Annotated in this window: 10 protein-coding genes and 1 tRNA gene; 7 read left to right on the forward strand and 4 right to left on the reverse strand. The window is 71.5% G+C overall.

From position 1 onward, the window contains the following. Positions 1-36 precede the first annotated feature (36 nt). The 7 genes from ACF1G2_RS27690 (at position 37) to ACF1G2_RS27720 (ending at position 9,573) form a co-directional block, all read left to right on the forward strand. Positions 37-2,481 (forward strand): serine hydrolase, encoded by a 2,445-nt coding sequence (locus ACF1G2_RS27690; RefSeq protein ID WP_391800896.1) that lies wholly within the window; start codon positions 37-39, stop codon positions 2,479-2,481. A 105-nt stretch (positions 2,482-2,586) separates the two neighbouring features. Beyond that, positions 2,587-4,434 (forward strand): MFS transporter, encoded by a 1,848-nt coding sequence (locus ACF1G2_RS27695; RefSeq protein WP_391800897.1) that lies wholly within the window; start codon positions 2,587-2,589, stop codon positions 4,432-4,434. 22 nt (positions 4,435-4,456) lie between these two features. After that, entirely contained in the window at positions 4,457-5,350 is an 894-nt protein-coding gene (locus ACF1G2_RS27700) for an adhesin (RefSeq protein WP_391800898.1), read from the forward strand. Positions 5,351-5,464: 114 nt separating this feature from the next. Continuing rightward, on the forward strand, positions 5,465-5,728 hold the full coding sequence (locus ACF1G2_RS27705) for a hypothetical protein (protein WP_391800899.1): 264 nt from the start codon (positions 5,465-5,467) through the stop codon (positions 5,726-5,728). Between the two features lie 89 nt (positions 5,729-5,817). Then, positions 5,818-6,375 (forward strand): VOC family protein, encoded by a 558-nt coding sequence (locus ACF1G2_RS27710; RefSeq protein ID WP_391800900.1) that lies wholly within the window; start codon positions 5,818-5,820, stop codon positions 6,373-6,375. Then, positions 6,368-7,270 (forward strand): MerR family transcriptional regulator, encoded by a 903-nt coding sequence (locus tag ACF1G2_RS27715; RefSeq protein ID WP_391800901.1) that lies wholly within the window; start codon positions 6,368-6,370, stop codon positions 7,268-7,270. Before ACF1G2_RS27710 ends, ACF1G2_RS27715 begins: the two co-directional genes overlap by 8 nt. A gap of 140 nt (positions 7,271-7,410) precedes the next feature. Beyond that, positions 7,411-9,573 carry a hypothetical protein gene (locus ACF1G2_RS27720; protein WP_391800902.1) on the forward strand — a complete coding sequence of 721 codons (2,163 nt, stop codon included), beginning with the start codon at positions 7,411-7,413 and terminating at the stop codon, positions 9,571-9,573. Between the two features lie 59 nt (positions 9,574-9,632). Here the strand turns inward: ACF1G2_RS27720 and ACF1G2_RS27725 are convergent. From ACF1G2_RS27725 to ACF1G2_RS27740, 4 genes are all read right to left on the reverse strand, one after another. Beyond that, a tRNA-Arg gene (locus ACF1G2_RS27725) sits at positions 9,633-9,705 on the reverse strand. 115 nt (positions 9,706-9,820) lie between these two features. Continuing rightward, a complete protein-coding gene (locus tag ACF1G2_RS27730; protein ID WP_391800903.1) occupies positions 9,821-10,645 on the reverse strand; it encodes an ABC transporter permease in 825 nt (274 codons plus the stop codon). Further along, a complete protein-coding gene (locus tag ACF1G2_RS27735; RefSeq protein WP_391800904.1) occupies positions 10,642-11,631 on the reverse strand; it encodes an ATP-binding cassette domain-containing protein in 990 nt (329 codons plus the stop codon). Before ACF1G2_RS27735 ends, ACF1G2_RS27730 begins: the two co-directional genes overlap by 4 nt. Positions 11,632-12,005: 374 nt before the next feature. Next, positions 12,006-14,291, reverse strand: coding sequence for an MMPL family transporter (locus ACF1G2_RS27740; RefSeq protein WP_391800905.1), 2,286 nt, complete (start codon positions 14,289-14,291; stop codon positions 12,006-12,008). Between the last annotated feature and the right edge of the window lie 207 nt (positions 14,292-14,498).

A 14,498-nucleotide genomic window follows, 5' to 3' on the forward strand; every position in this document is an offset into this window, starting at 1 on the left:
TCACACAGGACACTGGTACATGGTTCGGACGTACGCATGACGCATGGAGGAGGCACGGTGGCGGGCGAGTCCCCCGACAAGGCGGAGCAGCAGGAGTCCTCGGAGGAGACGACTGCCGGCGGTGGCGGCCGGGATCCGCGGCTGTCGGTTCTCCGTGAGCCCGCGTCACCGGTCCAGGTCGACCAGCCGACGGCCGTCTTCAGGGCGCTGGCGCCCCGGACGCCGGAGGACGACGCTCCGTCGGAGCCGTCGGACGACGGGGGCGAGGCGGATGCCGGGGGATCGGCGGACGCCGAGGACGCCGGGGACGCCGAGGGCGTAGTGGAGTCGGCGGCCGGTGCCGAGGAGGTCCTGGAGTCGGTCGAGTCGGCGGAGTCGGTTGAGTCGGCGGATGGCGGGGACGCCGGGGACGCCGGGGACTCTGCGGAGGCGGCCGGGGAGGGCGACCGGCTGAGGGCCGCGGTGGCGGCCTGGGTCGCCACGGACGCTCCCGAGGCCGACAGCGCCGACGAGCCGGCCTCCGACGCCGACGACGAGGACGACGCCGCCGAGGACGCGGGAGACGGCGTCGGCGAGGCCGCAGAGGCTCCGCAGGGCGCCGACGACGACTCGGCCGAGACCGAGACCGAGACCGAGCCCGAGACCGAGCCGGCCGACGTTGACGCAGAAGCCGACACCGACGACAGCCCCGGAGACGACACCGACGACGACACCGACGTCGACGCGTCCGACGCGGCGCCCGTCTCCGACGCCCGCACGCCCTCCGGGGAGTCCTGGTTCGCGCGCAAGCCCGCCGAGCAGCAGGCCTCGGCCGAGGCTGAGGCCGTGTCTGAGGCCGAGGCCGAGGCCGACGAGCAGGACGCCGCCGACGGATCCACGGACGCCCCCGCCGATGCGGACGCCGATCCCGTCGATCAGCCCACCACCATGTTCCGCGCCGTCCGGCCGCCGGCCGTGGACCAGCCGACGACCATGCTGAAGATGCCGGCCGCCCCGGAGTCCACCCCGCAGTCCACCCCCAGGCCCGCCCCGGAGCGCCCGAGCACCTTCGTGCCCCTCCGGCCCGAGACGCCGGCGGCGTCCCCCACGGCGGCCCCCAAGGCGTCCCCGACGGCCCCCAAGCCCGCAGCCTCCTCCTCCGTACCCCCGCCGTCGCTCGGCGAGGCCGAGCGGACCAGGCAGCAGCCGATGCCGCCGCTGCCCCCGCTCGACCTGCTCGCCGAGCTGACGAACACCCCGCCCCCGCCGCCGACCCCGATGCGCAACACCATGCGGCGCGTGCGGATCTGGACGCCGCTCGTCGTCCTGCTGTTGATCGTCTTTGCGGTCGTACAGTTCGTCAGACCGCTCCCCAACCCCACCCTCACGCTCTCCGCCGCCCCCACGTTCACCTTCGAGGGCGGCGAGCTGCAGATGCCGTGGCCCACCGAGGGCCAGGGTGCCGCCGAGGTCGAGGGCGTCGGTTCGCTCGGTACGTACGGGCCCCAGAAGCCCGCCCCGCTCGCCAGCGTGGCCAAGACCATGACGGCGTACGTGATCCTTCGCGACCACCCGATCAAGGGGAAGGACGAGGGCCCCGAGATCGAGATCGACAAGAAGGCCGCCGACGAGGCCGGCGCGGAGTTCGAGTCGACCGCGCAGGTCAAGGAGGGCCAGAAGTACACGGAGAAGGAGCTGCTCCAGCTCCTCATGATCCCGTCCGCGAACAACGTGGCCCGACGGCTCGCCCGCTGGGACGCCGGTTCGGAGGCCGCGTTCGTCGAGAAGATGAACGCCGCCGCCAAGGACCTCGGGATGACGGATTCGACGTACACCGACCCGTCGGGCCTGGAGGCGACCACCGTCTCCACCCCGCAGGACCAGCTGAAGCTGGCCAAGGCGGTCATGCAGTACGACGTGTTCCGCGAGATCGTGAACATGCCGAACCTCACCGTCGACGGCATCCCCGGTCAGATCGAGAACAACAACAACATCGTGCTGGAGCCCGGTGTCAGCGGCATCAAGACCGGCTCCTCCACACCCGCGGGCGGCAACCTGCTCTGGTCCGCGAACACGGTGATCGACGGCAAGCAGCGCCGGATCCTCGGCATCGTCATGGGAGTGAAGGACGCCGCGACGCTGCACAAGAAGCTCCAGAAGTCGATCGACCTCAGCCTCGCGCTGATCCAGCAGGCACAGAAGGACGTCACCTCCGCCGCCGTGGTCCGCAAGGGCCAGGTCGTCGGCTACATCGACGACGGCCTCGGGGGCCGTACCCAGGTCGTCGCCGACAAGGAGCTGAAGGCCGTCGGCTGGCCGGGTCTGGAGGTCGACCTGGAGCTCACCGACGGTGGCAAGGCCCTCCCGCACACCGGCAAGGCGGGCGACGTCGTCGGCCAGGTGTCCATCGGCACCGGCACCGGCAAGGTCAGCGCGCCCGTCTCCCTCCAGAAGGACCTGGTGGAGCCCGGCTTCGACAAGAAGCTGACCCGTCTGGGCTGACATGTCAGGGCGCCCCGGTCTCTCCGGGGCGCCCTGCTGTTAGCGTTCCGGAGACCAGGACATGGGCGAAAGGCAGTTCGGGAGTAGCACGGGAGAGGGCCGCGAGTGACCACCGCCGAGCCGACACGCGCCGACGAGAGCGTGCCCCCGCATTCCTCCGTGCGTCCCTCCGTCTCCGCGCGAATAGACCTCCCGACACCCCGGAGACCCGCCGAGCCGGCTCCCTCCCAGCGCCCGCGCAGGCGCCGCCGCCGCTACCCCGTCATGATCGCGACGGCTCTCGCGGCGCTCACCCACGTGCTCTGGTTCTTCCTGTTCGCGAACAGTGGCGGCGACCTCGCCGCGCAGGACGCGTGGGCGGAGTTCGTGGGCCGTCACCCGGACTCCGCGTACAACCTCGCCTGGTACGGCGGGATGCACCCGGTCTCGTACAGCGTCGTCTCGCCGTACGTCATGTCGGTGCTCGGCGTGCGCTCGACGATGATGATCGCGGGCACGGTCTCGGCCGGGCTCACGGCGCTGATCCTGGTGCGGGTGCGGGCGGTGCGCAATCCGCTGGCGTGCTCGCTGGCCGGCGTCTTCGCGTTCCTGTGCAACGCGCTGTCGGGGCGCGTGACGTTCGGGCTCGGCATGATGTTCGCGCTGGGCGCCGTCGCGGCCGTCTTCTGCTGGCCGTACCGCTGGCGCCGCAGACGCTGGGCGAAGGCGGCGGTCGCCGCCCCGCTCGCCGGGCTCGCGACCGCCTGCAGCCCGGTCGCCGGTCTCTTCCTCGGTGTCGCGGCGGCGGCGCTCTTCCTGAACCGGCGGCGCCCGGGCGCGTACGCCCTCGGTCTCGCCCCGGTGCTCGTCGTCGCGGTCTCCTCCTGGCTCTTCCCCTTCTCCGGTACGCAGCCGATGTCGTGGGCCTCCACGGCGCTGCCGTTCCTCTTCGGGGTGCTGTGCCTCCTCCTCGTGCCGCGCGACTGGCGCACGGTCCGTACCGGCGCGGCCGTGTACTCCGCGGGCACGCTGCTGACCTGGCTGATCGACTCGCAGATCGGCTCCAACGTCTCGCGGCTCGTCATGCTCTTCGCGGGCGTGGTGCTGCTCGCCGCGCTGCCGTACGCGGTCCCGCGCTCCCGCACGTGGTACGCGATCCTGCTGGCGTTCGCCGGGCTGAACGTCTGGATCGGGTTCAAGGGCGTCGACGACGTCATCCGTACCGCCCCGGACGCGTCGTGGACGCGCGAGGTCGCGCCGCTGATCAACCAGCTGCAGGTGCGCGGGGCGGAGAAGGCGCGGGTCGAGGTCGTGCCGGCCTCCAGTCACCGCGAGTCCTCGGCCCTCAGCCCGTACATCAACCTGGCGCGGGGCTGGAACCGGCAGGCGGACATGGAGCGGAACCCGCTCTTCTACGACGAAACCCTGAACGCCACGAACTACCAGGACTGGCTGGACCGCTGGGCGGTGCACTACGTGGTCCTGCCGACCGGGGCACCGGACTCGGGCGCGGAGCTGGAGGCGGAACTCGTCGGGGACGGGCTGCCGTACCTGAAGCAGGTCTGGTCGGACGAGAACTGGCGGCTGTTCGAGGTGGACGACCCGACCCCGCTCGCCAACCCGCCGGCCGACGTGCTGCGGGCGGGCGCGAACGAGGTCGTGATCGAGGTCGACGGTCCGGGCCGGGTGCTGATCCGGGTGCCGTACTCGCCGTGGCTTGCGCTGGTCGACGAGAACGGCGGCAAGATCGAGCCTCCGCAGGAGACGGAGGCGTCGAAGGCGGCCCGCGAGGAGTCGCCGACGGAGCTGGAGAAGGTCTTCCTCAACGAGTCCGGCTGTCTGCTGAAGGCGGAGGCGGACGGGGAGGGCGACGAGTGGACCGAGCTCCTGGCGCCGAAGGCCGGCGTGTACCGGCTCTCCGCGCCGTACAAGTTCTTCCCGCGAGGAACCGCATGCCCGGAGGAACTCCGCTGATTCGGCCGTAAGGTGTGCGGCTATGGCATGCGAGGAATGCGGTGGAGCGGGCCGGGGCCCGCTGCCGGGAATGGCGTGCCGGCGCTGCGGCGGCGTCGACCTCACGGGGACACGGCGGGGCGGCGGTGTCGACCGGACGAGTACACGGCGCGGCGGCGCGTGGGCGCTGGTGGCCGTGGTGGCGGTGGGTTGCCTGGCGCTGGTGGTGTCCCTTGGCGACGAGTCGGAGGAGCGGCCACCGGCGGCGGCATCGGATCCTCCGGTACGGACCCTGCCGACGCGGAACGGCCCGACGGCGTTCCCCGGCGGGGGCGGGCCGGCCCTGCCGAGCGCGAGCACATCGCCCGCCGGCTCTCCCTCGACGTCCCCCCACCCGTCGGCGTCCACCCGGCCACCGCACACCTCTCCCCCTCCGTACGAGGTGTGGGCGGGCCCGGGCTGTACGGGAGCCGGGGCCGCCTACACGGAGACGGGCCGGTTCAGCGACGGCTTCGAGGGCTGGTACACCGTGAACGCCGGCGGCTTCCGGGGCGGGGGCTGCGACGGCCGTTTCTCGGCCGTGCCGATGTCGGGCAGTTCGACGAAGGACCGTGACAACCGGGCCACTTGGAGCTGGCACGTGGGCGAGGGGTACGGGACGTGCGCCCTGGCGGTCCACGTACCCAGCCCGCCGCGCCCCCAGGACGCGGCGGGCGAGCCCACGTTCTATCAGGTCCTGGCCAACGGAACTCCGTACGCCACGTTCACCGTCTACCAGCCGGCGAACGTCGGTGCGCTCCTCCCGGTCGGCAGCTACCCCCTCGGCACCCCCACCTTCACGGTCCGGCTCCTGGACCGCGGCCTGGACTGGGGCTCGGAAGCGCGTGAGGGGGCGCACCACGCGGCGGGCCAGATGCGGCTGACGTGCCGGGCGTGACGACGTCGGCCCGACGCCGGTCTGTTGACCTCGGCTCACCGTGACTCTCTGTTGACTCGGTTCACAGGAGATGATGTCATTGCGTCAGCTCACGTGCGCCTGGGGGGATGGTCAATGGTGGGTCTGCTGCTCTCGCTCGTGCTGGAGTTGCTCGTCCAGCTCGCCCTCGGGGTGCTGTTGCTGGCCCGGTACGGCGGCGGGATCCTCGCGGCCGTGGGCGCGGCATGGCTGGGCGTCCGCGCATGGGCCACCCGCGACGGCAGCCGCCTCGCGATCCCGCCGGCCGCGCTCGTGCTCGTCGGGGTGGGCGCGCTCCTGATCGCGATGGCGGTGCTGATCTCCTCGGCGGGGGAGCGCCTGGACCTTCCCGACTTGTGATGCGCGGAACGAGCGGGAGCCGGCGTCTCTGTCGCCGCCTCGCGGACTCGCTTGACCCTCACGCTGCGTGAGGCTGAAAGGTGGGGCCCATGAGCAACGACCACGCCTCCGGCTACGACTACTACGACGCGTTCGAGACAAGTCCCGTGCCGCCCCCCGGCCCTGACGCTGTGCCGCCGGAGCCGTTCCGGGGCATCTACGGAATGCCCGCGTTCGTGACGATCCCCACGAACGACCTCGCGGAGTCGGTGGACTTCTGGGTTCGCGGGCTCGGGTTCTTCGAGCTGTTCGCCATCCCCGGCAGGCTCGTCCATCTGCGCCGGTGGCAGTTCCAGGACGTACTCCTCGTCGCGGCCGACGGGGTCCCGGAGCTGGCGCCGGCGATGAGCGTCGGCTTCGCGTGCGTCCTCAGCGAGGTCGATCCCCTGGTCGAGGCCTGTCGTACGCTGCGCCCGAACGCGGTCGACGGGCCGAGGGACACCCCCTGGACCACGCGAGACGTGACCGTGATCACCCCTGAGAACGCGCGGATCGTCTTCACCGCGGCGAAGCCCTTCGATCCCGCCAGTCAGGAGGCGAGGGACCTTGCAGCCATCGGGATCACCCCACCCGGCGCGCGCCGCGGCGATCATGAGGAGCATGCCTGACGAAGCCGCCGCCGACGAAGCCGACGGAGCCGAAGCCGCCGCCGACGGAGCCGCCGCCGACGGAGCCGAAGCCAACGCCGCCCCCGCCGAGGCGCGCGGCCGGACCGACCCCGACGGACTGACGGTCGGTCAGGTCTCGGCGCGTCTGGGCGTGACGATCCGCGCACTGCACCACTGGGACGAGATCGGCCTCGCCCGACCGTCGCTGCGCACTCCCGGCGGGTACCGGCTCTACACCGCCGGCGATCTGGAACGCCTGCACCGCATCGTCGTCTACCGGGAGCTGGGCCTCGGCCTCGACAGGATCCGGGTCGTCCTGGACGACCCGACCGCGGACCTGCCCGCCGCGCTGCGCGCGCAGCGCACCCAGGTCGCCGAACGGATCGACCGCCTCGAGCGGCTCGGGGCCGGGCTGGACCGGATGATCGAGGCCCACGAGCGTGGCCTGCTGCTGACCGTCGAGCAGCAGGCCGCGATCTTCGGCCCCGACTGGGACCCGGACTCGCCCGCCCGAGCGCGCGAGCGCTTCGGAGACACGGTGCAGTGGCGGCAGTACGCGGAACGCTCGGCCGCGCGCGGACCGGAGGAATGGCAGGCCGTCGCCGATGCCGACGCCGAGCTCGACCGTGCGCTCGCGGAGGCGATGGACGCCGGTGTCACGCCCGGCAGCCCGGAGGCGAACCAACTCGTCGAACGGCACCGGGAGGTGTTCGCCTCGTACTTCCCCCTCTCCCGGCAGATGCAGGTCTGTCTCGGCCGCATGTACGAGTCCGATCCGGGCTTCGCCGCCCACTACGACGGCATCCGCGCCGGCCTCGCCTCATGGTTCCGCCGGATCGTCGACGCCGGTGCGCGCGCCCACGGCATCGACCCCGACACGGCGACCTGGGAGTAGTGGCGGCCGGAGAACGGCGGGCGACCTCCCGTACAACCCTGAGTTCACGTCCGTACAACTGTCCGGGCTCCTCGCGGGTCTTGTGAGGCGTGGGGTACCACGCCGCCCCCACACACCCGTCGCCGAGGAGGCCCCGCTCCATGTCACCCGCCCACGCGCCTGCAGGTGCCCGTACCTCCCGATTCCGGCTGACCGCCGTCGGCGTCGCCGTCGCCCTGGCCGCCACGACCGCCGGCACGCTCGCCGGCCCGGCGACCGCCGCGACGGCGTCCCCCGCCGGTGCGGGGGAGGTCGCGCGGCAGGGCGCTGGGGACGCGGCCTTCCCGTTCACCGGCGGTTACCTGACCGCGGGCCCCAGCGGATTCCTGGGCGTCCGGACGGACGGTGTCCATGTCTGGATGCGGTACGCCGACGGTTCGGGCACCACGTTCCCGAAGAGCGACGGGATCACCTACCGAGGCGCCGTCGGAGCCGACGTCGTGGTGGCGAGCGAGGGCACCCGCCACACCGTCCACGACATGGCCGAGGGCGGCGAACCGGTCGTCATCGACGTCCCGTACGAGCTGCACGAGGTCAACGGCACGACGCTCGTGATGCTCGACACGGCGACCAAGGAGCTCCACCTCGTCAGCCGGGCGCCGGGCGGCGAGGTCGTCGACCGCAAGGTGACCGGGATGCCGCCCGGCGCCCCCTGGATGTTCTACGGCTCCCCGCCCGGAACGGTCGCCGTGGAGACCGCGGCCCCGGACTTCGACTTCCGCATCGCCCTGATCGACGTGGCCACGGCCGCCACCGTCGAGACGTACTACACCGGCTTTCACAGCGACTTCGTGCAGATCACGCCCGACCGCGTGCTCTGGGCGCCTAGGGCGGGCAACACCAGGATCGTGGACCGGAAGACCAAGCAGGGCGAGACCCTCCCCTACCGGGCGCAGATCGTCCTCGGCGGGGACTGGCTGGCGATCACGGGCGGCCCCGGGCTCGTCGTCGACGGGGTCACGTACCCGGACAGGCCCATGGTCCTGAAGTCGCTGAAGGACGGCCGGAAGATCCCGCTCCTCGACCTCGCGAACCGTGGCACCCCCGTCGGCGACGGCACGTTCCTCCTGTCCGGCGGCACGTTCGCGCAGGGCCAGGGCCTCTTCCGCCTCTCGCTCGACGCGAGCGGCACCCCGGTGGCGCCCATGATCGCGGACGGGCAGCGCCCCCTGGAGATGGTCGTGACGCAGGCGAACGTTCCGAGCGTGTACCGCTTCGACGGCACGGACAGGCGTGTGACCTGGCAGACCAGCGATTCGGACATGGGGGTCTCGCTGGAACTGACCCATGTGGCCACCGGGCGCAAGGTGCTGCTGTGGAGCTACTACGACGAATTCATCAAGTGGAACGGGTACCTCGACCAGGTGATCGGCGCCTACAACGGCGCGTACACCTGGAAGATGACCGCCTACCCGGCGTCCCAGGTGGGCCCGGCGGCGGTGAAGACCGGTACGACCACGGTGGACCGTGGCACCGCGCCCCGCGACTTCAACGACAACGCCCGCGCGGACGCGCTGGTCCGCGACAGCTCCGGCAACCTCTCCGCGTACGACATCAGCCAGCTGCACGCCATGGGCAACAGCCCCGACTGCCACGAGGAGGGCTGCCCACCGGTCGTGCGCGACCCGAAGCCGGACGTGCTGGGCAAGGGCTGGAACACGTACACGCTGATGGCCGCCACGGACGACGTCGTCGGCCGCGACCGTGACGGGGTGCTCTGGCTCCACCGGAGCGAGAAGCAGCAGCTGCTGCCTCGCACGAAGGTCGGCGGCGGCTGGCAGGTCTACAACAAGCTCGTCGGCGGCTCGGACCTGAACGGCGACGGCCGGGGCGACCTCCTGGCCACGGACACGTCGGGTGTGCTGTGGTTCTACGCCTCCACCGGGGACGCCAAGTCCCCGTTCAAGCCGCGCAAGAGGATCGGTGGCGGCTGGGGCGTCTACAACCTGCTCACGGCCCCGGGCAACATCGCGGGCGCGGCGGGCGGCGACCTCCTGGCCCGCGACACCTCCGGAACGCTCTGGCTCTACCTGGGCAAGGGCGACGGCACGTTCACGGCCCGGCGCAAGATCGGCGGCGGCTGGCAGAAGTACACGCACATCATCCCGGCGGGCATCAACGGCCAGGGCGTGGCCGACCTCTACGCCGCCGGCCCCTCGGGCTCCGCGTCCTACCAGGGCCGCAACAGCACGACCCACCCCTTCACCCCGGCCCACCCCCTGCCCCTGCGCACCGACGCCACCCGCTTCAAGACCTTCTTCTGATCCCCGGCAGCAAACCCGAAGGGCCACCTACCAAGATCGGTAGGTGGCCCTTCGGTCTGTGCCCCCGGCAGGATTCGAACCTGCGACACCCGCTTTAGGAGAGCGGTGCTCTATCCCCTGAGCTACGAAGGCGTGGTGCTCGGGGCCCCGTCGTCGGCGTGGTCCCGGGCTCTCCTGGGGGATGGCCAGGAGAGGTACCGGGGACAGCCTAGCGGACCGGGGTGGTGCTTCGCTGGGGCCCTTCGGGTCAGCGGGTGACCTCGCGGTTGAAGACCGCGCGGGACCAGAGGTAGCCGATCAGGGCGAGGGCCGTGCACCAGGCCAGGGCCATCCAGCCGTCGTTGCCGATCGGGGTGCCGAGGAGCAGGCCGCGCAGAGTCTCGTTGATCGGGGTGAAGGGCTGGTACTCGGCGAACCAGCGCAGCGCCGTCGGCATCGAGTCCGGGGTGACGACCGCGCTGCCGAGGAAGGGCAGGAAGGTCAGGGGCAGCGGGCCGTTGCTCGCGGACTCGACCGTCTTGGCGCCCATGCCCATCGCCGCGGACAGCCAGGCCATGCCGAAGGCGAGGAAGACGAGCAGACCCAGGGCGGCCAGCCACTCGATCAGCGAGGCGTTCGGGCGGAAGCCGATCGCGAGGGAGACGCCGGTGACGAGGACCAGGACCGCCGTGACCTGGATGACGCTGCCGAGGACGTGGCCCGTGAGGATGGAGCCGCGGGAGATCGACATCGTACGGAAGCGGTTGACGATGCCCTCCGTCATGTCGGTGCAGACCGACACGGCCGTCGCGACGGCCCCCGAGGTCGCCGCCATCAGGATGATGCCGGGCACCAGGTAGTTGATGTAGTCGCCGCGGTCGTCGCCCGCCCCGATGCCCATGCCGAGCGCGCCGCCGAAGACGTACACGAAGAGCAGCAGCATCAGCAGCGGCATCACGAGGATCGAGATCGTCATCGACGGGTAGCGCTGCATGTGCTTGATGTTGCGGCGCAGCATCGTCATGGAGTCGCGCAGGGCGTACGAGCGGTTGGCCTTGGCGGGCTTGGCCGGGGTGAGGGTGGCGGTGCTCATCGGTTCGACTCCTTCTGAGTGGTGGCGGCGTTCTGCTTGCCCGTGAGGGTGAGGAAGACGTCGTCGAGGTCGGGGGTGTGCACGGTGAGCGACTCGGCCCGCAGTCCGGTGCTGTCGAGGGTGTCGAGGATGGCGCGCAGGTTGGTGACCGAACCGTCGCTGGGGATCTGCAGGGTGAGCGACTCGTTGTCGCGGGTGGCGATGCCGAAGATCGCGGCCGCCGAGGCGAGCTCGTCCTCGTCGGCGAACTGGAGGCGGACATGGCCGCCGGGGATCAGCCGCTTCAGCTCCTCCGCGGTGCCCTCGGCGACGAGCTTGCCGTGGTCGAGGACCGCGATGCGGTCGGCGAGGTGGTCGGCCTCCTCCAGGTACTGCGTGGTGAGGAAGATCGTCACGCCCTGATCCGTGACCAGGTCCCGGATCAGCTCCCACATCACGCGGCGGCTGCGCGGGTCGAGGCCCGTGGTCGGTTCGTCGAGGAAGATGATCTGCGGCCGGCCGACCAGCGTCATCGCCAGGTCGAGCTTGCGGCGCATGCCGCCCGAGAAGGTGGCGACGTTCTTGCGCGCCGCCTCGGTCAGCTCGAACCGCTCCAGGAGTTCGGCCGTGCGCCGCCGGCCCTCGCCGCGGCTCAGGTGGTGCAGGTCGGCCATGAGGAGCAGGTTCTCCTCGGCCGTCAGCAGGCCGTCGACGGCGGCGAACTGTCCGGTGACGCCGATCAGGCCGCGTACCGAGCGGGCGTCGGCGGCCACGTCGTGGCCCGCGATCCGCGCCTGGCCGCCGTCGGCCGTGATCAGTGTGGAGAGGATCTCCACCGTGGTGGTCTTGCCCGCCCCGTTGGGGCCGAGCAGGGCGAAGATCGTGCCCTCGGGGATCTGCAGGTCGATGCCGTCGAGCACCACCTTGTCGCCGTACGACTTGCGCAGGCCGATCGCGGAGATCGCCGCGGTGCGCGTGCTGGTGGCCGCTGGGGTCGCGGTGTTCATGTGAGCGGGCCTCTCTCTTCCGGGGAGTCCAGGAGTGGTGGTGCGGGCTGGTGCTGTGGTGCGGACTGGTGCGGCGGTGCGGGGCGGTGCGGGGGCGTTCGTGGTGCGGGAGTGGTGCGGGTCCTGCGGTCGGCTTGGTGCTGCCGGTCTCTGCCGGCCTGGCGCCTTGTGGCGCCACTTGCGTGCCGTCCTTGCGCCATCATGGTGACACATCAATGGCGCCATGTCGAGCCATCATGGCGCCACTGGCGTCAATGGTTGGCGTCGTGGGCTCTGAGCTGGGGTTTCCGCTTCGCACGCAAGAGAGGCAGAGGCGCCCCCGCCTCGGCCTGAGCCGGTGCGGGGGCGCCTCGCGACGGGGCTGAGAAGTCCGTTCAGCCGATCAGGGCGCGTTCCCGGTCGCCGTCGCCGTCCCTGCCGGCGTACCCGTGTGGCGCGGCCTGTGCCCGGCCGAGCTTCTCGCCCTCGACGTCCACCCGGGGCAGGATCCGGTCCAGCCACTTCGGCAGCCACCACGCGGACCCGCCGAGCAGGGCGAAGAGCGCGGGCACGATCGCCATACGGACGACGAAGGCGTCGAACAGGACGGCGATCGCGAGGGCGAAGCCGATCATCTTGACGAAGTCGTTGTCCTCGACGATGAAGCCCGAGAAGACGCTCATCATGATGATCGCGGCCGCGCCGACCACCCGGCCCCCGTAGCGGAAGCCGTCGACGACGGCCTCGCTCGGGCGTGCTCCGTGGGCGTACGACTCACGCATCCGGCTGACCAGGAAGACCTCGTAGTCCATCGCGAGGCCGAAGACCACGCCGATCATGAAGATCGGCATCGTGCTCATGATCGGGCCCGGTGCGTCGATGCCGAAGAGGTCGGCGAGCCAGCCCCACTGGAAGACCGCCACGACGGCACCGAGGGCCGCGGTCACCGACAGCAGGAAGCCGAGGGCCGCCTTGAGCGGAACCAGGACGGAGCGGAAGACCACCATCAGGAGCAGGAAGGCGAGGCCGACGACCAGGCCCAGGTAGGGCAGCAGCGCGTCGTCGAGCGTCTGCGAGAAGTCGATGAACATGGCGGTCTGGCCGGTGACGAGGATCCGGGACGCCGTGCCCTGCTCCAAGCCGCCCGCGGTCTCACGGAGTTCGCGTACCAGCTCCTCGGTCCTCTTCTCCGTCGGTCCCGTCCTCGGGATGACGTTGAGGATCGCGGTGTCACCCGCCTTGTTGGCCGTGGCCGGCGAGACCGAGGCCACGCCGTCCGTCTTCCGCAGCTCCTTGCCGATCTCGTCACCGACGGCCTTGGCGTTCCGGGAGTCCCGCGTCTGTACCGTGATCAGCAGCGGGCCGTTGAAGCCGGGGCCGAAGGACTCCGAGAGCAGGTCGTACGCCTTGCGCTGCGTGGTCTCCGTCGACATCTGGCCCTCGCCCGGCAGTCCGAGCTCCAGGCTCGCGGCCGGTACGGCGATCGTGCCGAGGCCCACGACGCCGACGAGCAGCACGGCGACCGGGTGACGCAGGACGTAACTCGCCCAGCGGGAACCCAGGTTGGGCTTGGGCTTCCGGGCGAGCTTCGCCGCGTGCCTGGCCGCCCTGCGCTGCTTGCGGTCCGACAGCGGCTTGACGGCGTATGCCAGACGCCCCTTACGGGCCATCACCTTGACCGGCGCGAAGCCGAGGAGCGCGGGCACCAGCGTGATGGCGACCAGTACGGCGACCGCGACGGTACCGGCCGCGGCGAGGCCCATCTCGGTCAGCATCGGGATGTTCACCACGGCGAGCCCGGCGAGGGCGACGACGACCGTGAGGCCCGCGAAGACGACGGCCGATCCCGCGGTGCCGACGGCCCGCCCCGCGGCCTCCTCCGGAGTCCGTCCCTCGGCCCGCTCGGCGCGGAAGCGGGACACGATGAACAGCGCGTAGTCGATGCCGACCGCGAGGCCGATCATCATCGCGAGGGTCGACGTCGTACCGGACAGGCCCAGCGTCGAACCGAGCGCCGTGATCCCCGAGATGCCGATGCCGACGCCGATCAGCGCGGTGATCAGAGGCATCCCGGCCGCGATCACCGAACCGAAGGTCAGGACGAGGACGATCGCGGAGACCAGGATGCCGATCTGCTCGCCGGTGCCGCCCATGGCCTGCTCGATCTTCACGGCGTCACCGCCGGCCTCGACGGTGAGCCCCGCCTCGCGGGCCTCCTCCGTCGCCGCGTCGAGGGCGTCGTGCGCCTTGTCGTCGACCTCCATCGCGGGGACCTTGTACGTCACCACCATGTAGGCGGTCGTCCCGTCCTCGCTGATGGTGACATCGGGGTACGTGTACGGGTCGGAGACCCCCACCACCTGCGGGGACGACGCCCCCAGCCGGGCTGCGAGGCGCTCGACCCCGGCCCGTTGCGCGGGCTCCGTGACCTTCGAGCCCTCGGGGGCGCGGACGACGACCCGGGCGCTGGCGCCGTCGGCGCTCGCGTCCGGGAACTTCTCGGTCAGCAGGTCGAAGGCCTCCTGCGACTCGGTTCCCGGCATGGAGAACGTGTCGGCCGGCGGCGCCGGCGCGGTCGAGGCGGCGTAGCCCATGCCGCCGAAGATCAGCAGCCAGAGCAGCACCGTCACCCCCCGGCGGCGGAAGGCGAGGCGGCCCAGTCTGGAAAGGAACGTAGCCACGGCGGGCTCCCGTCTGGTCGGTGAGGCGAGGTGAGGTGAGATGTGGATGCGCTGCGGTGAGGGCGGGGTGCGCTGAAGTGAGGTCGGTTGCGCTGAAGTGAGGTGCGTGGCGCGGGTGCGCTGGGGTCGGCCTGCCGGTCGTCCGGCGCCCGGGCAGCGCAAGATGGCGCCTCGATGGCGCAGGGGTGGTGCTGCGTTGGTGCACGA

Source organism: Streptomyces sp. NPDC013457 (assembly GCF_043089925.1).
Lineage (GTDB): Bacteria > Actinomycetota > Actinomycetes > Streptomycetales > Streptomycetaceae > Streptomyces.

Excerpts from the sequence above, each read along its gene's own strand:
- ACF1G2_RS27705 (WP_391800899.1), top strand. The coding sequence starts at position 5,465 with ATGGTGGGTCTGCTGCTCTCGCTCGTGCTGGAGTTGCTCGTCCAGCTC.
- ACF1G2_RS27735 (WP_391800904.1), bottom strand. The coding sequence starts at position 11,631 with ATGAACACCGCGACCCCAGCGGCCACCAGCACGCGCACCGCGGCGATC.
- ACF1G2_RS27700 (WP_391800898.1), top strand. The coding sequence starts at position 4,457 with ATGGCATGCGAGGAATGCGGTGGAGCGGGCCGGGGCCCGCTGCCGGGA.
- ACF1G2_RS27715 (WP_391800901.1), top strand. The coding sequence starts at position 6,368 with ATGCCTGACGAAGCCGCCGCCGACGAAGCCGACGGAGCCGAAGCCGCC.
- ACF1G2_RS27690 (WP_391800896.1), top strand. The coding sequence starts at position 37 with ATGACGCATGGAGGAGGCACGGTGGCGGGCGAGTCCCCCGACAAGGCG.
- ACF1G2_RS27710 (WP_391800900.1), top strand. The coding sequence starts at position 5,818 with ATGAGCAACGACCACGCCTCCGGCTACGACTACTACGACGCGTTCGAG.
- ACF1G2_RS27720 (WP_391800902.1), top strand. The coding sequence starts at position 7,411 with ATGTCACCCGCCCACGCGCCTGCAGGTGCCCGTACCTCCCGATTCCGG.
- ACF1G2_RS27730 (WP_391800903.1), bottom strand. The coding sequence starts at position 10,645 with ATGAGCACCGCCACCCTCACCCCGGCCAAGCCCGCCAAGGCCAACCGC.